The sequence below is a fragment of the Pseudomonas sp. HTZ2 genome (genome assembly GCF_033173945.1).
Classification (GTDB): Bacteria; Pseudomonadota; Gammaproteobacteria; order Pseudomonadales; family Pseudomonadaceae; genus Aquipseudomonas; species Aquipseudomonas guariconensis.
The window spans coordinates 3,876,463-3,898,782 of sequence record NZ_CP137332.1 but is presented as its reverse complement, the minus strand read 5'-3'; the positions used below and the strand labels follow the sequence as shown (position 1 = coordinate 3,898,782).

At 63.6% G+C, this 22,320-nt stretch carries 23 protein-coding genes and 1 tRNA gene; 13 read left to right on the top strand and 11 right to left on the bottom strand.

The features are described 5' to 3' along the window. The first annotated feature begins 210 nt into the window (after positions 1–210). From R6G97_RS18045 to R6G97_RS18025, 5 genes are all read left to right on the top strand, one after another. Positions 211–1,602 (top strand): amino acid permease, encoded by a 1,392-nt coding sequence (locus tag R6G97_RS18045; RefSeq protein ID WP_317847312.1) that lies wholly within the window; start codon positions 211–213, stop codon positions 1,600–1,602. Positions 1,603–1,704: 102 nt separating this feature from the next. Continuing rightward, positions 1,705–2,202 carry a PaaI family thioesterase gene (locus tag R6G97_RS18040; RefSeq protein ID WP_317847311.1) on the top strand — a complete coding sequence of 166 codons (498 nt, stop codon included), beginning with the start codon at positions 1,705–1,707 and terminating at the stop codon, positions 2,200–2,202. A 311-nt stretch (positions 2,203–2,513) separates the two neighbouring features. Further along, the gene (locus R6G97_RS18035; protein WP_070571846.1) at positions 2,514–2,909 is read left to right on the top strand and encodes a DUF4398 domain-containing protein; all 396 of its coding nucleotides are present in this window, start codon (positions 2,514–2,516) and stop codon (positions 2,907–2,909) included. A gap of 10 nt (positions 2,910–2,919) precedes the next feature. After that, positions 2,920–3,693, top strand: a complete 774-nt coding sequence (locus R6G97_RS18030) for an OmpA family protein (RefSeq protein WP_043209186.1) — start codon at positions 2,920–2,922, stop codon at positions 3,691–3,693. A 212-nt stretch (positions 3,694–3,905) separates the two neighbouring features. Next, entirely contained in the window at positions 3,906–4,601 is a 696-nt protein-coding gene (locus tag R6G97_RS18025; protein WP_043209187.1) for a glutathione S-transferase N-terminal domain-containing protein, read from the top strand. Positions 4,602–4,640: 39 nt separating this feature from the next. Here R6G97_RS18025 and R6G97_RS18020 read toward each other — a convergent pair whose 3' ends face one another. Next, positions 4,641–6,257, bottom strand: coding sequence for an inorganic phosphate transporter (locus R6G97_RS18020; RefSeq protein WP_317847310.1), 1,617 nt, complete (start codon positions 6,255–6,257; stop codon positions 4,641–4,643). Between the two features lie 129 nt (positions 6,258–6,386). Between R6G97_RS18020 and R6G97_RS18015 the strand changes: the two genes are divergently transcribed. The 7 genes from R6G97_RS18015 (at position 6,387) to R6G97_RS17985 (ending at position 11,082) form a co-directional block, all read left to right on the top strand. Beyond that, the gene (locus tag R6G97_RS18015; protein WP_043209192.1) at positions 6,387–6,773 is read left to right on the top strand and encodes a DUF488 domain-containing protein; all 387 of its coding nucleotides are present in this window, start codon (positions 6,387–6,389) and stop codon (positions 6,771–6,773) included. A gap of 22 nt (positions 6,774–6,795) precedes the next feature. Further along, on the top strand, positions 6,796–7,236 hold the full coding sequence (locus R6G97_RS18010; protein WP_043209194.1) for a GNAT family N-acetyltransferase: 441 nt from the start codon (positions 6,796–6,798) through the stop codon (positions 7,234–7,236). A 145-nt stretch (positions 7,237–7,381) separates the two neighbouring features. Next, positions 7,382–7,771, top strand: coding sequence for a helix-turn-helix domain-containing protein (locus tag R6G97_RS18005; protein WP_043209197.1), 390 nt, complete (start codon positions 7,382–7,384; stop codon positions 7,769–7,771). Positions 7,772–7,879: 108 nt separating this feature from the next. After that, positions 7,880–8,518: a response regulator transcription factor GacA gene (gene gacA, locus R6G97_RS18000; RefSeq protein WP_043209199.1), complete on the top strand. Its 639-nt coding sequence runs from the start codon at positions 7,880–7,882 to the stop codon at positions 8,516–8,518. Between the two features lie 6 nt (positions 8,519–8,524). Further along, positions 8,525–10,348, top strand: coding sequence for an excinuclease ABC subunit UvrC (uvrC, locus tag R6G97_RS17995; protein WP_317847309.1), 1,824 nt, complete (start codon positions 8,525–8,527; stop codon positions 10,346–10,348). A 33-nt stretch (positions 10,349–10,381) separates the two neighbouring features. After that, positions 10,382–10,942 carry a CDP-diacylglycerol--glycerol-3-phosphate 3-phosphatidyltransferase gene (gene pgsA / locus R6G97_RS17990; RefSeq protein ID WP_043209203.1) on the top strand — a complete coding sequence of 187 codons (561 nt, stop codon included), beginning with the start codon at positions 10,382–10,384 and terminating at the stop codon, positions 10,940–10,942. Positions 10,943–11,006: 64 nt separating this feature from the next. Then, positions 11,007–11,082: transfer RNA gene (locus tag R6G97_RS17985), tRNA-Gly, on the top strand. Positions 11,083–11,274: 192 nt separating this feature from the next. On the opposite strand, the gene R6G97_RS17980 is transcribed toward R6G97_RS17985, so the two are convergent. The 9 genes from R6G97_RS17980 to R6G97_RS17940 form a co-directional block, all read right to left on the bottom strand. After that, positions 11,275–12,099, bottom strand: a complete 825-nt coding sequence (locus R6G97_RS17980) for an SDR family NAD(P)-dependent oxidoreductase (protein ID WP_317847308.1) — start codon at positions 12,097–12,099, stop codon at positions 11,275–11,277. A 196-nt stretch (positions 12,100–12,295) separates the two neighbouring features. Next, positions 12,296–13,123: a 5'-nucleotidase, lipoprotein e(P4) family gene (locus R6G97_RS17975; RefSeq protein ID WP_317847307.1), complete on the bottom strand. Its 828-nt coding sequence runs from the start codon at positions 13,121–13,123 to the stop codon at positions 12,296–12,298. Positions 13,124–13,241: 118 nt separating this feature from the next. Next, positions 13,242–14,036, bottom strand: coding sequence for an ABC transporter ATP-binding protein (locus R6G97_RS17970; protein WP_043209210.1), 795 nt, complete (start codon positions 14,034–14,036; stop codon positions 13,242–13,244). 9 nt (positions 14,037–14,045) lie between these two features. Continuing rightward, positions 14,046–14,819 (bottom strand): ABC transporter permease, encoded by a 774-nt coding sequence (locus R6G97_RS17965; RefSeq protein ID WP_178113765.1) that lies wholly within the window; start codon positions 14,817–14,819, stop codon positions 14,046–14,048. Then, complete coding sequence (locus R6G97_RS17960) at positions 14,816–15,574, bottom strand: ABC transporter permease (RefSeq protein WP_180962722.1); 759 nt, start codon at positions 15,572–15,574, stop codon at positions 14,816–14,818. The genes R6G97_RS17965 and R6G97_RS17960 overlap by 4 nt, the downstream gene beginning before the upstream one ends. Positions 15,575–15,578: 4 nt before the next feature. Further along, entirely contained in the window at positions 15,579–16,769 is a 1,191-nt protein-coding gene (locus R6G97_RS17955) for an MFS transporter (RefSeq protein WP_090345576.1), read from the bottom strand. Beyond that, the gene (locus R6G97_RS17950; RefSeq protein WP_043209218.1) at positions 16,756–17,808 is read right to left on the bottom strand and encodes an ABC transporter substrate-binding protein; all 1,053 of its coding nucleotides are present in this window, start codon (positions 17,806–17,808) and stop codon (positions 16,756–16,758) included. Before R6G97_RS17950 ends, R6G97_RS17955 begins: the two co-directional genes overlap by 14 nt. 58 nt (positions 17,809–17,866) lie before the next feature. Further along, a complete protein-coding gene (locus R6G97_RS17945; RefSeq protein WP_090345579.1) occupies positions 17,867–18,922 on the bottom strand; it encodes an ABC transporter substrate-binding protein in 1,056 nt (351 codons plus the stop codon). A gap of 21 nt (positions 18,923–18,943) precedes the next feature. Beyond that, on the bottom strand, positions 18,944–20,110 hold the full coding sequence (locus R6G97_RS17940; RefSeq protein ID WP_043209223.1) for an LLM class flavin-dependent oxidoreductase: 1,167 nt from the start codon (positions 20,108–20,110) through the stop codon (positions 18,944–18,946). A gap of 331 nt (positions 20,111–20,441) precedes the next feature. On the opposite strand from R6G97_RS17940, the gene R6G97_RS17935 reads away from it, so the two are divergent. Next, positions 20,442–21,176: a class II aldolase/adducin family protein gene (locus R6G97_RS17935; RefSeq protein WP_317847306.1), complete on the top strand. Its 735-nt coding sequence runs from the start codon at positions 20,442–20,444 to the stop codon at positions 21,174–21,176. Positions 21,177–21,211: 35 nt separating this feature from the next. Here R6G97_RS17935 and R6G97_RS17930 read toward each other — a convergent pair whose 3' ends face one another. After that, positions 21,212–22,285 carry an ABC transporter substrate-binding protein gene (locus R6G97_RS17930; protein WP_317847305.1) on the bottom strand — a complete coding sequence of 358 codons (1,074 nt, stop codon included), beginning with the start codon at positions 22,283–22,285 and terminating at the stop codon, positions 21,212–21,214. Positions 22,286–22,320 lie beyond the last annotated feature (35 nt).

Here is a 22,320-nt window from a genome sequence, read left to right as displayed (position 1 = left end):
AGAAGAACAATGACTGTCGACGCGTTCGAACGTCTCGGCGCGGCTGAAATGTTATTTGCCATCGGCAAATGCCAGCGTCCGACTGCACGGCATCGATAAGGGCCTGCGCCTGATCGGACCGAAAACAACAAGAACACGAAAGCAACGATTTTGCCTTCTGCTCCCTTTTCAGCCGCCGCTGGCGGCGGCCGACCCATTCGAGGGTTCCCCATGGCATCGCCACACCCAAAAAAACAACGCTCGCTGCAACATGGCCTGACCTCGCGTCAGGTCTCCATGATTTCCATCGCCGGCATCATCGGAGCCGGCCTTTTCATCGGTTCTTCCAACGCCATCGCCACCGCGGGCCCGGCGATCCTGATTTCCTACGCCATGACTGGCCTGCTGGTCTTGCTGGTGATGCGCATGTTGGGCGAAATGGCGATTGCCAACCCCAACAGTGGTTCATTCTCCACCTATGCCGCCGAGGCCATCGGACCCTGGGCGGGTTTCACCATCGGTTGGCTGTACTGGTGGTTCTGGGTGCTGATCATCCCGGTCGAAGCGATTGCCGGCGCGGATATCCTCCATGCGTACTTCCCCGGCGTGCCGTCCTGGTTGTTCGCGTTCCTGATCATGGTCGTGCTGTCGGCCACCAACCTGATCAGCGTGAAGAACTTCGGTGAATTCGAGTACTGGTTCGCGCTGGTCAAGGTGATCGCCATTCTTGCGTTCATCGGCATCTGCAGCATGGCCGTGTTCGGCGTCTGGCCGCTGGCGGAAGTCTCCGGTGTCAGCCATCTGTGGGCCAGCGGCGGCTTCATGCCCAACGGCTTTGGCACGGTGCTCGGCGGCGTGTTGATTACGATTTTCTCGTTCTTCGGCGCCGAGATCGTCACCATTGCGGCCGACGAGACCGCCAACCCGAAAGACAAGATTCGCCGCGCTACCAACCTGGTGGTGTATCGCATCGCCATCTTCTACCTGGCCTCGATCTTCCTGGTGGTGTCGCTGGTGGCCTGGAACGACCCTGGCCTTAAAGCAGTGGGGTCCTTCCAGCGCGTACTCGAGGTGCTGAACGTGCCGGGTGCCAAGTTGATGGTTGACCTGGTGGTGCTGGTGGCGGTCACCAGTTGCATGAATTCCGGTCTCTATACCGCCTCACGCATGCTCTATTCGCTGGGTGCACGGGGCGAGGCGCCGCGGATGATCAAGCGTATCTCCGGCAATGGCGTGCCGACCGTGGCAGTCGTGCTGTCGACCCTGGCAGGTTTCGCCGGTTGCTTCGTCAACTATGTGTTGCCTGGCAAGGTGTTCGGCTTCCTGTTGTCGACCACCGGCGCCATCGCCTTGCTGGTGTACTTGGTGATTGCCGTGTCGCAGTTGCGCATGCGGGCGCGTGCCGAGCGCGAAGGCATGGAGCTTGCGCTGAAGATGTGGTTGTTCCCTTGGCTGACCTGGCTGGTGATCGGGCTGATCGTCATGGTGCTTGGCTACATGCTGTTCAGCGATGCCTATCGCTACGAGACGCTGATGACGGCGGGGGTGACCTGCTTCATCCTGCTGATTGCCCTGACCCGCAGGCGTGGTATCTCGGTGCTGGCCCCGGCAACGGATCGGTAGCGCAAAACGAGGCTGCCAGCGCAGCCTCGTCGTTGGCGGGGGAAGGGTGGGGCGCTACCATCGGTGGCGTCTTCTCCGCATACCAACAAGCACAGGACGCGTATGAACGAACACGTACTTTCCCAGCAGGAGCTGGCGGCCCCTGAGGGTACCTGCTACGGCTGTGGCTGCTCGCACCCCAGCGGACTGCACATCAAGAGTCATTGGGATGACGATGGTATTCACCTGCTCTGTCGCCACTCGCCCGACAGCAGCTTCATCGGCTGGCCGGGGCTGGTCTATGGTGGCTTCCTGGCCATGTTGGTGGATTGCCATTCCAACTGGACGGCCATGGCCTATCACTACCGGGCCGAAGGACGCGAAGCGGGGAGCCTGCCGCGAATCGATTGTGTCACCGGCACCCTCAGCCTGACGTACCTCAAACCCACGCCGATGGGCGTGGAGCTGGTGCTCAAAGCACGTGTCGAAGGTGAAGTCGGGCGCAAGACCCGGGTCATCTGCGAAGTCTGGGCAGGCGATGTACTGACCGTGACGGCTGACTCGGTGTTCGTGCGCGTGGATACCGAGAAGCTCAAGCTCAAGGCCCATGGTTTGTCTTGAGTGCTGCTATCGGCAGACGGTCCTGAGCCGTCTGCCGAGTGGTTAATGCCCCAATTCGTTGAAAAACCTTACGGGCTTGTCAGGTGAGTCCTATGCGGCTCGTCCAGGGTTACGAATAGGCTGGTCTGGTTTTCGCAACCGACGGTCTTGGATGTTCGTTTAATCCCACATAAAGCTCCCACTCTCGCCTTTGCGACGCAGGCGAGGTTCTGCTGAGCATCCGAGACTTTTCCTACCCCCCTGATGCAAACGCGTGCGTGATCGCGGCGGGAGCTCCGTGCCCATGCGCCTTGCACCGAGGAGTTGTTTTCATGCGTGCCAGATCCATCCGCAATCTCATGCCTCTGGGCGGCCTGTTATTGGCCCTGGGCGGCTGCGCCAGTGTTGTCGTGCCGACAGAACAGATCGAGCTGACCCGTAACGCGGTCAATCGTGCCGTGGCTGCCGATGCGACCCAGTATGCGCCCGTCGAAATGCGTGCGGCCCAAGACAAACTCAATGCCATGGAGCGGGCCATGGGCCAGCAGGACATGGCTCAAGTCCGCACCCTCGCCGAACAAGCCGAGGCCGATGCCAGCTTCGCCGAGCGCAAGGCCCAGGCGAGCAAGGCACAGGCACAACTCAGTGCCGCCCGCGAAGGCATCGAAGTGCTCAAGCGGGAAATGCTCGAAGCACCCGACACACTGCCTGCCGTGACCGCCGAATAAGGAGCTGACCATGTCGAAATCGTATCTGTTGCCTTGTGTCTCGGTACTCGCACTGGCGTTGGCCGGTTGTAGCGCGACGCCAGAAAACCCAAGCTTGCTGGAGGCCCGCGAGGCGTATTCGGTCCTGCAAAGCAAGCCTGACGCCAGCCGCCTTGCCGCCCTGGAGACCCAGGAAGCCTACCGTGCCCTTGGCAAGGCGGAGCTGGCCTCGCTCAAGGACCGCAAGGACATGCAGGTCGAGCAGCTCGCCTACCTGGCCAACCGCAAGATCGAGACGGCCGAGCAGACCATCGTGCTGCGTCAGGCCGAGGCCGGTCTTCAGCGTATCGAGGCCCAGCGTACCGAGGCGCGCCTTCAGGTGCGTACCGCCCAGCTCAAGGCGTTGCAATCGCTCAAGTCCCAGCAAACCGAGCGTGGCACCGTCGTGACGTTCGGCGATGTGCTGTTCGACACCGGGCGAGCGCAACTGCGTCCGAGCAGCGACCGCGATATCCAGAAGCTGGCCGCATTCCTCAACGACAACCCTGAACGCAAGGTGCTGGTAGAAGGCTTCACCGATGCCACTGGCAGCGATGCGTTCAATCAGAAGCTGTCCGAACAGCGCGCCGCTTCCGTGGCGATGGCGCTACGCCGTCAGGGCGTGGAGCCTGGCCGCATCACCACTGGCGGTTATGGTAAGGAATACCCGGTTGCCTCCAATGCCGATGCGCATTCCCGGCAGCTCAATCGTCGTGTGGAAGTGATCATTTCCAAGGGTGCAGAGCGCGTTCCGACGCGCTACTGATGTGACGGATGGCGCATCCACGGGCGCGCCATCGGAAACACTGCACGGTCTTTGTGGGAGCGGGTTCACCCGCGAATGCGGTAGTGGATTCACCAACGTATTCGCGGCTAAACCCACTCCCACGCATGGCGGCGAAATCCCCAGTAACAACCGATGGCCAAACCACCGGGTTACCCCTACAGTGGTCATTTCCTCGTTTTCAGGAAGTGCCCATGACCGATCTCAGCGCTTTTCCCATCACCCGCAAATGGCCGGCGCGTCATCCCGAGCGCCTGCAGTTGTATTCCTTGGCCACGCCCAACGGCGTCAAGGTCTCGATCATGCTGGAGGAGATCGGCCTGCCTTATGAAGTGCACAAGGTCAGTTTCGACAACGATGACCAGATGAGCCCTGAGTTCATCTCCTTGAGCGCCAACAACAAGATTCCTGCCATCCTCGACCCCAACGGGCCGAACGGTCAGCCATTGCCGCTGTTCGAGTCCGGCGCGATCCTGCAGTACCTGGCTGAGAAGACCGGCCAATTGCTCAGCCAGGACCCGGCCACCCGTTACCAGACCCTGCAATGGCTGATGTTCCAGATGGGCGGGATCGGGCCGATGTTCGGCCAGGTTGGGTTCTTCCATTTCTTCGCGGGCAAGGAGTACGAGGACAAGCGCCCGCGGGACCGCTACGTCAATGAATCCCGGCGTCTGCTGGGCGTGCTCGACCGGCATCTGTCCGGACGCGAATGGATGGTTGATGACTACAGCATCGCCGACATCGCCATCTTCCCCTGGGTGCGCAACCTGGTGGAGCGCTACAACGCACGGGAGCTGGTGCGGTTCGATGAGTTCAAGCAGGTGCAGCGAGTGCTGGAGGCCTTCCTGGCCCGGCCTGCCGTGCAGCGGGGCCTGAAGATTCCGGGCTGAGTCTGCAGGTGTTCAGGGTCGCGACGCGGCCCTGAACCTTCAGAATACCTGGCACAGCAGCCAGTACAGGCATCCGGCCAGCAACATTGCTGCCGGCAAGGTCAACACCCAGGCCATCAACAGATTGAACAGCGTCCGGCGCTGGACGCCTGAGCCGTTCGCCACCATAGTCCCCGCGACACCGGATGAGAGCACGTGGGTGGTCGACACCGGTAGACCGAACAGGTCCGCCGCGCCAATGGTGCACATGGCCACCACTTCTGCCGAGGCGCCCTGGGCATAGCTCAGGTGGGTCTTGCCGATCTTTTCCCCCACCGTGACCACGATGCGTCGCCAGCCCACCATCGTGCCCAGGCCCAATGCAATGGCGACCACCACCTTGACCCACAGCGGGATATAGCGGGTGGCATCGTCCAGTTGCTGTTTGAACACCGTTATCTGGCGGTGGGTATCGGCGTCGAAGCGTGCCAACTGTTGCTTGTCGATGAGGCGGATGGTTTCGCTCGCCAGATACATGTCGTTGCGTATGTTGGCCATGGCTTCGGCTGGCACTCGGTTGAGCGAGCCATAGCCTTTGACCTGTTCGCCGATCATCCCGCTGAGTGCGGCCAAGGCGGGGACCAGCTGGGGGCTCGCCTTGGGCTCGGCAATGAAGGCGACCAGCGCCTGACGGGGGTCGCCCGGTGCTGCTTGAGGCGCACTGCGCACCAGCGCTTGACGGGTGCTTTGGGCGATGACAGAGAACTGCTGTGCCTGCTCGGTGGGCATGGTCTTGTTCAGCGCGTAGGCCATTGGCAAGGTGCCCACCAGAATCAGCATGATCAGCCCCATGCCTTTCTGGCCATCATTGGACCCATGGGTGAACGACACGCCGGTGCAGGTCAGGATCAACACGCTGCGGATCCACCAGGGGGGAGGTGTCTGCCCTTGCGGTGCCTGGTATAGCTCGCGACGCTTGATCAGCAGGCGCATTGCCAGCAACAGCAAGGCGGCGCAGGCGAAGCCGATCAGCGGCGAAAACAGCAGGGCATAGCCCACCTTGCCGGCTTGGGCCCAGTCCACCCCGCTGGTGCCTGCGCGGCCATGCATCAGGGCGTTGGCCACGCCGACGCCGATGATGGAGCCGATCAAGGTGTGTGAGGACGAGGCTGGCAGACCCAGCCACCAGGTGCCCAGGTTCCAGATGATTGCCGCCAGCAGCAAGGCGAACACCATGGCAAAGCCGGCCGTTGAGCCGACCTGCAGAATCAACTCCACCGGCAGCAGCGCAATGATGGCGAAGGCCACGGCACCGCTGGACAGCAGCACCCCAAGGAAATTGCACAGGCCAGACCATACCACCGCCACCGACGCAGGCAACGAATGGGTGTAGATCACCGTGGCGACCGCATTGGCCGTGTCATGAAAGCCGTTGACGAACTCGAAGCCCAGGGCGATCAGCAGCGCCAGGCCCAGCAGCAGGAAGGGAGTGAAGGTAGTAACGACGGTGCCGCTGGCGCTGATATCCTGTTTCAGGCTCCAGGCGGTGTAAGCCACAGCGGCCAGCAGCAGGCCGATGAACAGCGTGAGGGTGCCGCGGCCGGGTCTGTGCGACAACGGCGGGCGGACGTCGCAGTGGGCCAGGTCGGTCTGGTTGGCCAGTGACGAGGTTGCCATGGAGGGCTCCGGGTGGCGTCGGGCAAAGATGCCAGGCGGGCAAAGCATAGAAGGCAATTCAGAGTCTGCACGTGACCTTGGTCAATGAAGGCCCTAGGCTGATGGGAAAGCCTGGCGTAGGAGAACGTCGTGATCCGTTGCAAACGTGTCTACGATCCAATGGAGGCCGAGGACGGTCAGCGGGTGCTGGTCGATCGCCTGTGGCCACGCAACAAACGCAAGGACGACCTTCACGGCCGATGGTTGCGAGAGGTCGCACCCTCCGATGAGTTGCGTAAGGCGTTTCATCATGGCGAGGTTGATTTCGCCGGTTTCACCCAGCGCTACCAGCAGGAACTCGCGGCCCATCCCGAGCATTGGTACCCCCTGCTGGATCTGGCGGCCAAGGGCAACTTGACCTTGCTCTATGCCGGCAAGGACACCAAGCACAATAACGCCGTGGTGCTGGCCGGGTGGCTGGAGGATGAACTGGAGCGCCGTGGACCGGGTAGTTCACCGGTGTGCTATGCCCCGTAGATTGACTGGAAGACTGCTCCACATGCCGTTCGAACTGACCCCCGCCACCGACGCCTACCGCACCTTCGCCCGCGATCTGACCCGGCGCGCCATGCTGCCTTACTACCGGGAGTTCGACCTGCTGTGGATCGAGGAAGCCTTCGACGAAGCCTGGGGTTGGCGCGAACAGTGGCTGGTGACGCAGGAGGGGCAAGTGCTGGGTTTTTGCAGCCTCAGCCAGGATCGTCAGGCCCTGTTCATCCGCGAGTTGCACCTGCTGCCGGAGCACAGGGGGCGTGGTGTCGGCGCTTGGGTATTGGAGACTCTGGCCCAGTGGGCAGGGCAACGGGGGCTGCCCTTGCTCAGATTGATGGTGTTCAAGAGCAATCCTGCGCGTCAGCTCTATCGGCGACATGGTTTCGTCGAGATGGGCGAGGACGACTGTTTCGTGCGTATGCAACGCGGGGTCGCGCCGAAAAGCTGACTGTCGAGACGGATCGTGACCAATGGCGCAATGATGGCTTGCCAGGATTGGATCCCACTTGGCATAGTGCCATCCGGGGTGATGGCCACTTGCTCGAAGGTCACCATTTCCGTGGGATTCATGGACAGCAAGGGAAGGGAGTCGAATGAGTGGAATTGGTCCGCGGCTGCGGGAAGAGCGTGAGCGCCTTGGCCTCACCCAGCGGGTGTTCGGCGACATCGGCGGTGTCGAGCCCAATGCCCAGGGCAAGTATGAAAGTGGTGAGCGCACGCCGCGGGTCGATTATCTGGCCGCGCTGGCCAAGCGGGGCGTTGATGCGCTCTATGTGCTCAGTGGTGCGCATACCCCAGCCCCACTGGACAGCCTGACCGTCGATGAAGACCGCGTGCTGGCGCTTTTCCGCCGACTGCCTGAGGCTGATCAGGTTGCCTTGCGCCACCTGTTGCAGCGTCTGGCTGGAGAGGCGGGCGAGCGCGATGGTGGCCAGGTACGCACATCGGGTCGGTCTGTGATTTTCGACGATGCATTGACCTAGTGACCGCTGCGCGCTAGGAGGCGAAATAGCCAACCAGGTCACTAGGTCAGCAGTGAAAAATTTTGTTAAGGTGGCGGGATCCAATCGCCCCATTGACGAGGTGTCTGTTTGATTAGGGTCTTGGTGGTCGATGATCACGATCTGGTGCGTACCGGCATCACGCGCATGTTGGCCGATATCGATGGCCTGCAGGTGGTGGGGGAGGCGGATTCCGGCGAGTCGGCACTGAAGCTGGCCCGGGAGCTTAAGCCGGACGTCGTCCTGATGGATGTGAAAATGCCAGGCATCGGCGGCCTGGAGGCGACCCGCAAGTTGTTGCGCAGCCATCCGGACATCAAAGTGGTCGCGGTCACCGTGTGTGAGGACGACCCGTTCCCCACGCGCCTGATGCAGGCCGGGGCGGCCGGTTACCTGACCAAGGGGGCAGGGCTGGACGAAATGGTCCAGGCTATCCGCCTGGCCTTTGCCGGCCAGCGCTACATCAGCCCGCAGATCGCCCAGCAGCTGGCGCTCAAGTCGTTCCAGCCCCAGGGCTCGCCATTCGATGCCCTGTCGGAGCGGGAGATCCAGATCGCGTTGATGATCGTGGGCTGCCAGAAAGTGCAGATCATCTCCGACAAGTTGTGCCTGTCGCCCAAGACCGTCAATACTTACCGTTATCGGATCTTCGAAAAACTCTCGGTCACCAGCGACGTCGAACTGACCTTGCTGGCCGTTCGCCACGGTATGGTTGACGCAAGTCTGTAAGGCCCCATGTCTCAAATCTTCGATGCCAGTGCATTCCTGGCGACCTGCAGCGGTCGCCCAGGCGTCTACCGAATGTTCGACGCCGAGGCGCGGCTGCTCTACGTGGGCAAAGCCAAGAACCTCAAGAAACGCCTGGCCAGTTATTTTCGCAAGACGGGTCTTGCGCCCAAGACGGCAGCCCTGGTGGGGCGCATCGCCCAGGTCGAGACCACCATCACCGCCAACGAGACCGAGGCCTTGCTGCTGGAGCAGACGCTGATCAAAGAATGGCGTCCGCCCTATAACATCCTGCTGCGCGACGACAAATCCTACCCCTATGTCTTTCTTTCCGACGGTCAATTCCCACGGCTGGGCATTCATCGTGGCGCCAAGAAGGCCAAGGGGCGTTACTTCGGTCCGTACCCTAGCGCTGGCGCCATTCGCGAGAGCCTGAGCCTGCTGCAAAAAGCCTTCTCGGTGCGCCAATGTGAGGACAGCTATTACGCCAACCGCACCCGGCCATGCCTGCAATACCAGATCAAGCGCTGCAAAGGCCCGTGCGTCGGCCTGGTGACGCCAGAGGAGTACGCTGAGGATGTGCGCCATTCGATGATGTTCCTCGAAGGCCGCAGCCAGCAATTGGGCAATGAGCTCAATGCCGAAATGGAAATGGCCGCCATGGCCCTGAACTTCGAGAAGGCGGCAGAGTTGCGCGACCAGATCGCCTTGCTGCGCCGAGTGCAGGACCAACAGTACATGGAAGGTGGCTCGGGGGATGTCGACGTCGTGGCCGCCTTCGTCAACCCGGGTGGCGCCTGCGTGCATTTGATCAGCGTGCGGGGCGGGCGGGTACTGGGCAGCAAGAACTTCTTTCCCCAGGTGGGCATCGAGGAGGAGGTGGCCGAGGTCATGGCCGCGTTCTTGTCTCAGTACTACCTGGGCAATGCCGAGCGCGAACTGCCGGGCGAATTGATCGTCAACGTGACCCACGAAGACTTTGCCGCCATCAGCGAGGCGGTGCAGACCCTGCGTGGCCGGGAACTGGCCATCAGCCATAGGGTGCGTGGCACGCGGGCACGCTGGCAGCAGTTGGCGGTCACCAATGCCGAACAGGCCCTCAACGCCCGCCTGGCCAACCGCCAGCACATGGCCGCGCGTTTCGAGGCTCTGGCCCAGGTGCTGGGCCTCGATGAAGTGCCCCAGCGCCTGGAATGCTACGACATCAGCCATTCCAGCGGTGAAGCCACCGTGGCCAGTTGCGTGGTGTTCGGCCCGGAAGGACCGCTCAAGTCCGACTATCGACGCTTCAACATCGAAGGCGTGACCGCCGGCGACGACTACGCCGCCATGCACCAGGCCCTGACGCGCCGCTTCGGTCGCATCAAGGACGGCGAGGGCAAGCTGCCCGACGTGCTCCTGGTGGACGGCGGCAAGGGACAGTTGAACATGGCCCGCGAGGTCATGCAGGAGCTTGCCCTGACCGACCTGACCTTGCTCGGCGTGGCCAAGGGTGTGACGCGCAAGGCTGGTTTCGAGACCTTGTACCTCAACGACGTGGCCCACGAGTTCACCCTCAAGGGGGATTCACCGGCCTTGCACCTGATCCAACAGATCCGCGACGAAGCCCACCGTTTTGCCATCACCGGCCACCGTTCCCGGCGCGGCAAGGCTCGGCGCACCTCGAGCCTGGAGGACGTGGCCGGGGTCGGGCCCAAGCGCCGCCGTGACCTGCTGAAACATTTCGGCGGCCTGCAGGAGCTCAACCGCGCCAGCATCGATGAAATCGCCAAGGCGCCAGGCATCAGTAAAAAGCTTGCCGAGTCGATTTATGCCAGCCTGCATAGCGAGTAGAATGCCACCCTCAACCCGCAGCCAGTCGTACCGATGAATATTCCAAACCTGCTCACCGTTCTACGCGTCCTGCTCATCCCGATCTTCATCCTGCTGTTCTATGTGCCCTATCACTGGAGCTACATTGCCGCCAGCACGGTGTTCGCCATTGCCGCCGCCACTGACTGGCTGGACGGCTACCTGGCCCGTCGCCTGCAGCAGAGCACGCCATTCGGTGCCTTCCTGGACCCGGTGGCGGACAAGCTGATGGTCGCGGTCGCCTTGGTGTTGCTGGTGCAGGTGCATGCCAATTTCTGGCTGACGTTGCCGGCTGCGGTGATCATCGGTCGCGAGATCGTGGTTTCGGCGCTGCGTGAATGGATGGCGGAACTGGGGGCGAGGGCGCATGTGGCCGTGTCCAACCTCGGCAAGTGGAAAACCGCCGCGCAGATGCTGGCGCTGGTCATTCTGCTGGCCAATCCACCGGTGCTGACCTTCTGGGTGGTGCTCGGCTACGCCTTGCTGCTGGTCGCCGCTGGCTTGACGCTGCTGTCGATGGTCCACTACCTGGTCGCTGCCTGGCCGCACCTGCGCGAAGGCTCGGAGCAGAAGTAAAAGTTTTTTTGAATCAAAGGGTTGACGTTGTTTTGCAGATCGCTACAATGGCACCCATCACGACGCGGGAATAGCTCAGTTGGTAGAGCACGACCTTGCCAAGGTCGGGGTCGCGAGTTCGAGTCTCGTTTCCCGCTCCAAATTCAGTGTTCATGGGGTGTCACCCGATATCCCGGAACGCTTCCAGAAAAGGCCAAAGATTTTATCTTTGGCCTTTTTTGTTTTTCCCGTTTCCAATACGCCACGCCAGTCAGAGGCGCAAGCTCCCGGCTGAACCAGGGGGATGGGCACCGCCTGGACGTTCGTGCCGTTGGCGGTGCGTATGAAAAGTGTCAGAGCGTCGGCATCACCGGCTCACGTCCGGCGAGAATATCTTCCACACGTCGTTGCAGGGCATCATTGAGCACCTGCGGTTGTGGAATGAGCCAGTAACGTTCCTCCTGAATTCCTTCGAATACCCGTTCGGCGAACTGGTCCGGGGTCAGCCCATGCGCGTCCAGCATCTGACGCATGGTGTCGACGAACCCTCGCACTTCGGGGCGGTCGAGCGCATCGCCAAAGGGATTGTCGAAGATGCCACTACGCACCGGGCCCGGTGCGAGCAGCGACACCCCCACGGGCGTGCCGAGCATTTTCAACTCGCCATGCAGCGACTCGGTCAGGGCGACGACGGCGAACTTCGTCGCCGAGTAGGGCGCCATCAGTGGGCTTGCCAAAAACCCGCCCACCGATGCGGTGTTGATGATGCGCGCCGGCGCGTTGCGCTCTAGCATGGGTGGCACGAAGCTGCGCAGGCCGTTGAGCACGCCATGGACATTGACCGCAAAGCTGTTTTCGAAGCGCTCCGGTGAGATCTCCCAGCTAAAGCCCGTGGCCATGATGCCGGCATTGTTGAACAGCAGATCGACACCGCCGAAACGCTGCCAGGTGGCCTCGGCCAGCGCCTCGAGCGCTTGCGGATTGCGCACATCGGTCGGTACGCACAGCGTCTCGGTGTCGAGCGTGGCCGCGACGGCCTCGAGTTTGTCGCGGTCCAGGTCGGCCAGCACCACACGCATGCCAAGCTTGGCGGCATGCCGCGCCAGCCCACTGCCGATGCCACTGGCCGCGCCGGTAATGACCGCGGTACCGCCTTCGAAACGAATGGATGTCGTCATCTTCGGTTTTCTGTCGGGTTGAGAGTGGACGCCTACCTGCGCAGGCACCCACCATGACCCAGAGGTCGAACCCTCGCATCGTCCGTTTGAACGAGAGCCAATGAAGCGCTCAGCTACCCGAAGGTCATGCCTCTGGGGCAGGCAAACGCCGCTCAACTGTGCGCACATGCACTGCGCGTCCACCCAATGCGAGCACCTATGGCTTGGCCTTCCAGGCACCCGAGGCCGCTGCCGCGCGGAATTTGGCGCGATTCTCGGGCGTGTCGGCAGGCTCGGACTCCCCGAAGATCGCCTTCATCCAGTGCCCGTCGGTCGGGTTGGGGAAGACGATGAACTTATCGCCGAACTGGGCACGGTCTTCATCGAGCAACGTGGCGCGCTGCTGGATGTTGTCGACGTAGTACCGGCGTTTGAAGTCGTTGAGGTTGTCGCCCAGCATCAGCAGCACGTCGTGGTGCTCGGCTATGGCCTTTTGCGCAGGCTCTTTGTTGGAGCTTTCGCGCAGGATGGTCACGTGTTCTTTGTCGGCGAAGGGCACCTTCAGTGCGCGCAGGTTTTCGAGTGCGTACGCGTCGGTCTTGTCGCCCTGATCGCGGCTGGATACATAGAAGATTTCCACGCCCTTGGACTTGGCATATTCGAGAAACGCCAGTGCACCTGGTGTCAGGGTCGGGCCGTTGTCGGCGACCCAGCGGTCCCAGAGGGCATCGTCGAAGAAGTCCTTATCCTCGTTCATCAGCGCGCCCCAGTAGGTGTTGCTACTGAGGATCGTGTCGTCCAGGTCGCTGATGATCGCTGGCGGCTTGGCACCAGGTTTGCGCTCGGCCAGGGCCTGGTCCAGGCGCAGCTTGGCCAAGTTGAAGCCCTGGTAGTACAAGGCACGGTATTCGGCCGCAGTCTGCCGCCAGGCGGCGGCGGCAGTCAGCAGGTTGGGCTTGGCGGGGGCGGTATCGGCCAGCGCCAACTGGAAGGGCGCGGCGAGTAGCAGAGCGGTGGTGGCGATTATTGTTCTTGGCGTGGGCATGTACGAGATTCCTTGTCTCACCCGCTGCGGGTCGGCGGGCCTAGGAACCTCGTAACACAAGCCGGGCGGCTGTCTCAATCGCGGTGACGCAATTGGGTAGCAACCTGGCGCCATATCGTCAGGCCCCCGTGAGCTCGGCCAGCAGCTCGTCGCGCAGCTTCTGCAATCGCGGCGCGTGCCGTTCGCGCGGGTGCGGTAGCTCCACGCGCACTTCATGGCGAATGCGCCCAGGGCGAGGGTCCATCACGATGACCCGGTCGCCCAGGTAAAGGGCTTCCTCCACGTCATGGGTCACCATGATCATGCTGCTGCCCTGTTGCAGCCAGATGCGTTGTAGCTCGCGTTGCAGGTGGATGCGGGTCAGGGCATCCAGGGCGCCGAAGGGCTCGTCGAGCAACAGCAGCTTAGGCCGGGTGATCAACGCCCGGGCAATGGCTGCGCGTTGGGCCATCCCGCCGGAGAGTTGGTGCGGGTAGGCGTGCTCGAAGCCTTGCAGGCCGACCAACGCCAGATGCTCGGCGACCCGTTCGGCTTTTTCCCGTTTGCCCAGGCGCAGGGGCTTGAGGGCCAGGGCCACGTTCTGTTCAACGGTTTTCCAGGGAAACAGGCGGTGATCCTGGAACACCAGGCCCCGGTCCAGGCTGGTGCCTTGTACGCGTTCGCCATCCAGATGGATGTGCCCGGCGTAGTCTTGCTCCAGCCCCACGATCAGCCGCAACAGCGAGGACTTGCCGCACCCGCTGGCGCCGACGATGCAGACGAACTCGCCCGGCAGCACCTGCAGATCGATGTCCTTGAGCACCTGCAACGGCTTGCCGTCGATCTGGTAGTGCTTGTTCAGCCCACGAATCTGCAAGGCGCCGGGTTGGCCGAGGGTGTAGGCGGGTAGAACGGAATTGAGCAATGCGGTCATCACGGTCACCTATCGACGAAGAGCGCGCCAGCGCAGCAGGTGCCGGCTGAGGCGGGAGAACAGTTGGTTCATGGCATAGCCGAGCAAGCCGATGCACAGCACGCCGATCACGATGACCTCCATGCGCGAGCCGGTCTCGGCGTTCATCATCAGGTTGCCCAGGCCCATGCCGGTGGAGAGGAACAGCTCGCTGCCCACCGAACTGACCCAGGCGAAGGCCAGCGCGTGCAACACGCCGTTGCACAAGCTGGGCAGAGCGCCAGGCAGGAGGATCTGCGCGAACTGCTGCCAGGGCGACAGGGCATACAGGCGCCCGACTTCCCGGTAGCGTTTCTCCACGTGGCTGAAGCCTTCGAAGGCGTTGAGCGTCATCGGGTAGAACGCCGCCAGAGAGACGATCAATACCTTGGTCGCTTCGCCGCTGCCGAACCACAACGCCAACAGGGGGATCAGCCCTAGGATGGGAACCTGGCGCAGGCCATGGAACAACGGCGCGAAGAGCCGCTCCAGCCAGCGCGACGAGGCCATCCCGGCGCCCAGGGCGAAGCCTGCCAGCACGCCGAACAGCAGCCCCAGGCAGGTGCGTTGCAGGCTGGCCTGCACGCTCAACCACAGCTCGCCGCTGGCCAGCAGCTCGACCAGGCCTTGGCCGATGCGCTCGAGCGGTACGAAGGCATAGGCCTGGCTGGCGCCTTGGCGCGAGGCGATGTCCCAGGCCGCGATCAACAACAGGGGCAGTACCAGCCCGCGGCCCCGGCGGGCCAATGAAATCAGTCGGTTCATAGGGGCTTCCAGCGCAGCACGCGCCGCTCCAGCAGTCTTAGACCTTGATCGAGGGTGAAGCCCACCAGCCCGGTCACCAGCACACCGACCATCACCACATCGATGCGCAGCATCTGCCGGCTCATCTCGATCATCTGCCCCAGACCGCTGTCGGCGGCCAGCAGCTCAGCAGCCACCAGCACCATCCAGGCGCGGCTCAGGCCAATGCGCAGGCCAGTGAGGATCGGTGGCGCGGCGGCCGGGAAGGCGACCTGCGTGAGCAGGGTCGGCAGGGGTAGGCGCTGCACCTGGGCGACCTCGAAGTAGCTGCGCGGGATGCCGCGCACGCCCTCGCAGGTCGCAAGGGCCACAGGGAAGAACGTGGCCTTGATGACGATCACGATCTTGAACGTCTCCTCGACGCCGAAGAACAGGATGAACATCGGGATCAGGGCAATCGACGGGACTTGGCGCAGGGTATGGAAGAGTGGCCCGCAATAGGCCTCGACACCGGGCGACAGGGCCATGGCACAGCCAAAGGCAAGGCCTGCGCCGGCGCCGAACACGAAGCCCAGGGCCAAGCGCGACAGGCTGCTGCCCAGGTGTTCGCGCAGCTCGCCGCTGGCCAGCAACTGCTCGAAGGTTTGCCAGACCTCGCGCGGTGGTACCAGCAGCTGGCGCGGGAAGGCGCCGCTGTCGGCCAGCACTATCCACGCCGCGAGCAGCGCCAGCGGCGAGACGAGCAGAGTCAGGTGATGCCAAGGGAGTGTGCGCATCGAGTCAGCCCTCCACGACGATGACAGGGGTCGTACCGCGCCGCACGTGGCGCAGCCAGCAGAACAGGGCGGTGAGCAGCACCAGCGGGGTCCACGCCAAAAACAGGTTGGCCGTGCCGATCCAGTGGCTGATCACCCCACCTAGCAAGGCACCGGTACAGCCGCCAAGCATCCCGGCCAGGTTGAACAGGCCCGAGAGCTTGCTCTTGTCCAGCGGCGAGTCGCTCATCCGCGCCATGTTCACCAAGTGCGCCAGGGCGCTGGCCACGCTCAGCAGCACTGCCCCCGCGGCCAGCCAGGCATAGCCCTGGCCACGACCGAGCAGCAGCAGGCCCGTCACTGCCAGGCCCAGACCTGCAAGGTAGGTCAGGCGCCGCCCCGCGCGCGTTACCAAGCGGCCAAGGCTGAACAGGCCCAGCACCGCCGCCAGGCCCTGGATCATCACCAAACTCACGGCACGCTCCTGGCTCAGGTGTGCGACCTCCATGGCCAGCACGATGACGAAGGTGCCGAACAACGCACCGGTGGCGCCGGACAACAGTTCGATCAGGCAGCTCTCGGCCACCTCGGCATGGCCGAGCAAGGCACGGGACTGGGCGAGGATGCCGCCGTCAATCTCGGGGGCGGTCTCGGCCGGGTTTTCGTGCTCCCAAAAGCCAAGGCTGTACACCGCCATCGAGCCGAAGCACAGCCCGATCACCACGAAGCCCAACGTAAAGCTGCCACCGCTCAGGGCATTGCCCAGTAACGGGCCGAGCAAGCCCATGCCCAGGGTCAGCGCGCCGCGATACCAGCCGGCCTTGTCGCGGCCTATGTGGCGCAACTGACGCAGAAAGGCGCTGTTCATGGCCACGATGCGAAACGGGATGCACAGGCCGATCAGCAGCCGCGCCACGGCCAGCCAGGTCCAATGGGCGAACAGCGGGATCGCCAAGTTCAGCAGCAGTGGCCCGAGGCTGGCCAGAAAGTACACCCGGCGTGCACCGACGCGGGCGATGACGAAGCCCGCCGGCAGGGTCAGCAGCACCATGCCCAGCGACTCCATGGCCGAGATCACCCCCAACTGCAACGGGCTGGCGCCCAGGTGCATGGCGTACAGAGTGGTGACGATCTTCGCCATGCCGATGGTGGCGCCACTGAAGGTCGCCAGGAACATGAAGCTGGCGATGAAGCCGTGCGGCCTAGATGGCGACATTGACGTTCTCCAGCAGGTGCGCCAGCGGCCGGGGTTCGATCCACTGACGCACATCGAAGCGGCGCGCAATGAACCCCCAGCGTTCGAGAAAGTCCGTGAGGTCCTGCAAGGCCTCGATGGAGCGCTCGGCCAGGTTGGTGCGCAGGCGCAGGTGGGCGTCTTCGCCATAGGCCGCCGCGACCCAGTACTCGCTGGTGTTCAGCTCGCGGGCGAGGAAGCGGCGGGTCTCTTCGGGGTGGGCCCAGGCCCATTGCTCGGCACGCAGCACGCTGTCGAGGATCAGCACCGCGGCGTCGAAGTGCTGGTCCAGCAGGTGCTGGTCGACGGTCAGGGTGCGTGGGGTGCCGATGTTGGCGCGCACCAGCGGATCGGGGTGCGAACCGATGTCCACCACCACCCGCAGGCCGAATTCGTCGGCCAGGTGCAGGCCGTGGGCGCCCTTGAGGAAGATCGCGTCGATATCGCCTCGCAGCAGGCCGATCAACTCGTTGTTGCGCTGGCGCACACGGTCGCCGAGGCTGACCTGGGCACCGTGCACGTGGCGCACCGGGTCGTCGCTGTAGGTGCCGCCATAGGGGTAGTCCACCAGCTCCACGTCATGGGGGCTCAGGCCCTCCAGGCGCAGGGCGTTTTCCAGGCCCCGGATGGCCTGGGCACGGGTGAAATCGATCTGCACGTTGGCCCACTTGGGAAGGCCGAAGCGGCGGTTGCGCAGGTCGCGAATACCGCGCACAGGGCTATCGGCGGTGGTGACGATCAACTGCACCTCGTCGCTCCATGACAGGCCCAGCACGCGGGTATCGCGCCCGCTGGCGCGGGCCCAGATGGCCGGGATGTTGCCGCCATGGCGTACCGAATTGTGCAGATGATGGTCGAAGTGCGCCTCACGCACCTCGCGGTCGGAGGATTCGCGCAGGGCCTGGATGCGCGTACCCCAGGGCTGGAAGGCCCGGGCCAGTCGGCCGGATTCGACAGCGATGCCGAGCCCCGTGGGTACCGGACTGTGGGTGTACCAGAGGGTGTCGAGTGGGTTGTTCATGCAAGAGCCTTGTGCGGATGGGCAGTCGGCCCCAGCCTGCGCCGGGGCCAGATGATGCTCAGCTGGCGCGCTTGGCGACGGCGCTGCGCAGGGCGTCCAGCGGGCGCGGGTCGATCCAGTCGCGCACCGCGAAGCGCTCGGGGATGAAGCCCCAGCGGTGCAGGAAGTCGGTGAAGTCCTGCAAGGCCGTGGCGGCGCGCTCGTCGAGCGCGGTGTGCAGGCGCAGGTGCGCGTCCTCGCCGTAGGCCTGGACCACCCAATACTCGCTGCTGTTGGCTTCGCGAGCGAGGTAGCGGCGGGTGTCCTCCGGGTGAGCATGGGCCCATTGCTCGGCGCGCAGCACCGCACCGAGGATGCCCACGGCACTGTCGAAGTGCTGGTCGAGCAGGTGCTGATCGACGCTCAGGGTGCGCGGCGTTCCGTTGTTCGAACGCACCAGCGGCTCAGGGTGCGAGCCGGTGTCGATCACCGTGTGCAGGCCAAACTGCTGGGCCAGCTGCACCGCATGAGCCCCCTTGAGGAAGATCGCATCCACTTCACCGCGCAGCAGCCCGGTGAGCTCCGGGTTCTGCCCGCCACGGCGGCTGCCGCCGAAGGCCCCGAGACCGGCGATGCGCTGGGGCGCTTCATCGCTGAAGGTGCCGCCCTGAATGAAGTCCACCAACTCCACGTCCTTGACCTCCAGGCCTTCCAGACGCAGGGCATTTTCCAGACCGCGGATGGCCTGGGCGCGGGTGAAGTCGATCTGTGCGCCAGTCCAGTGGGGCAGGCCGAAGCGCCGGCCCTTAAGGTCCTTGACGGAGCGGATGCCGCTGTCCGGCAAACTGAGGATCAGTTGCACCTCGTCGGCCCAAGACAAGCCGATCACCCGAGTCTCGCGCCCGCTGGCGCGGGCCCAGATGGCCGGAATGCTGCCCCCGTGGCGCACCGAGTTCTGCAGGCTGTGATCGAAATGCGACTCACGCACTGCCTGGCTGGCGGACTCACGTAGCGACTGGATGCGCGTGCCCTGGTCGCCCAGGGCCTGTTCCAGCCAGCCTTTCTGCAAGGCAATGCCGAGCCCGGTGGGCACGGGGCAGCGGGTGTACCAGAGGGTATCGAGCGGTTGACTCATGATGTGCAGCTCCTTGCAGGGTCAGGCGCTGGCCTTCAGCGCGGTGGGGTGGTCGTCTTGCGAGTGACGGCGGGTCTGCACCAGCGGCAGAACTTCCTGGCCGATGCGCAGGGCTTCTTCCAGGTGCGGATTGCCGGCCAGGATGAAGGTCGAGAAACCGGCGTCGCGGTATTCGGCCAGGCGTTCGGCGACGTTCTCGTGGCTGCCCACCAGACCCACGGTGGGCCCTGGCTTGGCCTTGCCGAAACCGGCCCAGAGGTTAGGGCCCAGGATCAGGTCGTCGAAGCGTTCCAGGTGCTGGTGATAGGCGCTCTGGCGGGCGGCGCCCACCGAGTCGGAGCCGCTGGCGAAGTGCTTGATCGCGGCACTGGTGCGGGTGTCGATCCGCTCGTATTGCTGGCGCAGCTCGCGCCAGGCGGCGTCTTCGGTTTCGCGAGCGAACAGGTCGATGCGGATGCCGAAGCGCACCTGGCGGCCTTGTTTGTCGGCCAACTCGCGGACACGGTCCAAGTGGGGTTTGAGCTTGTCCACCGGCTCTGCCCAGTTCAGGTAGACATCGGCGTGGCGCGCGGCCACGTCCAGCGCGGCGTCGGAGAAGCCGGAGAAGTAGATGCTCGGCTTGCGCTCGTGCTTGAGCCCTGGTGGCAGCGCGCCGTTCTCCAGTTGGTAGATATCGCCCTGGTAGCTGAACTGTTCGTTGCGCCACAGACCCTCGATGATGTCGAGGAATTCACCGGTGCGCTGATAGCGTTTGTCGTGTTCGAGGAAGTCGCCGTTGGCGCGTTGGCTGGCAGGGTTGCCACCGGTGATGATGTTCCACTCCAGGCGGCCGTGGCTGAGGTTCTGCAGGATCGCGGCTTGCTGGGCGGCATAGGCCGGCAGCGTCCAGGTGGCCTGGAAGGCCACCAGGAACTTGATGCGGCGGGTCTCCCGGGCCAAAGCCGCGGCGGCGATCCACGGCTCCGGCCCGGTGGGCAGCAGGGCCCCTTCGAAGCCTGCAAGCTCGGCGGCCTTGGCCACCTGGGCGATGTAGTCGATGTACGTGAAGCCGTCGGCCTCGCCGTTGGGCAGACGCCCGGGGGCAATGTTGCCCGGACGGTAAGTCGGGGCGCCGCGGTTGTTCTTGTCGGTGGCCAGGTAAGGGCCGTCGCTACCCAAGGGTAGGCGCCAGAAGAATTCGGTGCTCATGGCTGTGCTCCAGTGGCTGCATGAAGGAAGGCCCGAACGCATCCAGCGTGGGCTTGCCAGTCATTGAGCAAGGGCTGTGCCGAAAGTCTGGAAGCCTTGTGCAGCAAGGGGTGCAGCGTGGTTCAAGCCGCATCCATGAGCGCGATTGCTGATCCAGCAACACTTGGTCAGCAACGGCTGTTGGCGCCGCAGCAGATGCGGGCCGTACGTGCCGTGGAAATTGATCTTGTAACGGATAAGTGATTGAAAAAACTTGAAATTCAGGAGTGGCACAACTTCTGCTCAGACAGTGCTAGCCCGACTTTCCGAGGCGCTACACAGGAGTTGCACCATGTCCCATCGAATCACCCCGGCACTGCTCGCCCAGCTCGATCGCGTACGGCACGATTTCGCCAAGGCCTTCCAGGTGTTGCGCGATACCCGCACGCTGAGCGCCACCAATACCTTCCAGGCCTACCTGCGTGTGCCGGACAGCGATCTGGTGATCGCCCTGCACGCCCCAAGCCCCTGGGCCGATGACCCGACCATTCGCGCAGTGGTTGCCAATTACGATGGCGAGGTGGTGCTGGACGAGACCGCCGACGGCAGTTCCCCCTTGAGCGGACGCAAGGCCGGCGGCAATGGCCAGCGTTACGCCCAGGTGTTCCAGCGGCGTCCTGAGGTGAATGTGGTGATTCACGTGCATACCCCGTACCTGGGGGGCTGGGCCAGTGCGCACCGGGTACTGCCGATCCGCTATGCCGCCTCCCAGCGCGTGACGTTGGCCCGCGAGCTGCCGATCTACATCGACCGTCGCCAGCCTGAACAAGCGTTCATCGTCGAGCGTATCGAGCAGAACCCGTATACACCGGCCATTCTCGAAGCCAATGGCGGCGCCACGTTCTGGGGTGAGTCGTTGTTGCAGGTGTCCAAGTTGATTTTGCTGATCGAGGAGGGCGCGCACTTCCAAGGGCTGGCTGAACTGTTCGGCGCCTCCCAGGAGTTCGGCCCGGGCGTGCTGGAGCAGCAGTGGAAGATGACCGGGCTGTGGGCACAGGGCCAAAAGTTGCTGGAACGCGTGGCCTGATCCCGGCGGCTGCTGCGCAGCCCCGGCGGTGTTGATCAGGGCTGGGTGGCGACCGAAGCCACAGGCACTGTCCAGTACTGCTGCAGCTGCAGATTCTGCAACCCTTGCTGCACGAATTTCGGCTCGAGCAAGGTCTCTACGTTCACCTCGCCGCGAATCAACCGAGCCTTGAGGGCATAGGCAATGGCGTCGGTGTAATGCTGGCGCAGCGCCTGGTCGTACAGGGGGCTGAAATGCTGCGCCCAAGGCTGGCCCTCGGCTTCGCGCTGCAACACGCTCAAAGGTTGCCCGGACTGCGCCTGGTAGGCCAGGTACGCTGCCTGATTCTCTAGTTGCGCGGTCCAGTGGGCGGCCTTGAGGTAGGCATCGACCACCAGTTGGGTAATCTCAGGCTGCTGGGCGATGAAATCCTTGGCGCCCCACAGTTCGGCGCGCATCCGCCAGTCAGCGGGGGCCTGCTTGCTCGACCAGATGATGCGCCCGACCTGCTTGTCTTCGAGCAGATACGCATCGCTCAGGGTGAAGAGCGCATCGACACGCCCCGCACTGAGCGCAGCGGCACCGGCCTGGGGGTTGAGGTTGAAGATGCGAAAGTCATCGAACCGCAGCTGGTTGGCGTCGAGCAACTTGGCGAACGAGAGCTCCCAGGGCCGCCCGCGGTGCAGGGCGATGCGCTTACCCTTGAGGTCGGCGATGGATTTGGCCGATGACCCCGGCGGCACCACCAAGTACACGTTGTTGCCGCTGCCGCCAGGCACGATCAGTTGGGTCGAGACGCCTGAGGCATTGGCGATGATCGACGGCAGGTCGCCATAGAAGGCGAAATCGATACGCCGGTTAGCGAACTCTTCGTTGACGAATGTCCCCACCGAGGCAGTGGCGGCCGGTACCCATTGGAGTTTGATGTTGCGCTGGGCCAGCTGCTGTTCGAGCCATTTGTCCCGATCCATGACGTAGGACGGGCCATTGAAGATGGTCTTGCCGGCATTGGCATAGGCCACGGTGGCGATGCGCACGGTCTGTGGTTCAGCCGCCTGGGCCTGGGCCGTGAGCAACGCGGCGGGCAGCAGCAGGTGACGCAGCAGCCGGGGCAGGGTAGCGATGGGCATGATGGGCTCCTCGAGCAGGCCCGCGGCACATGCCG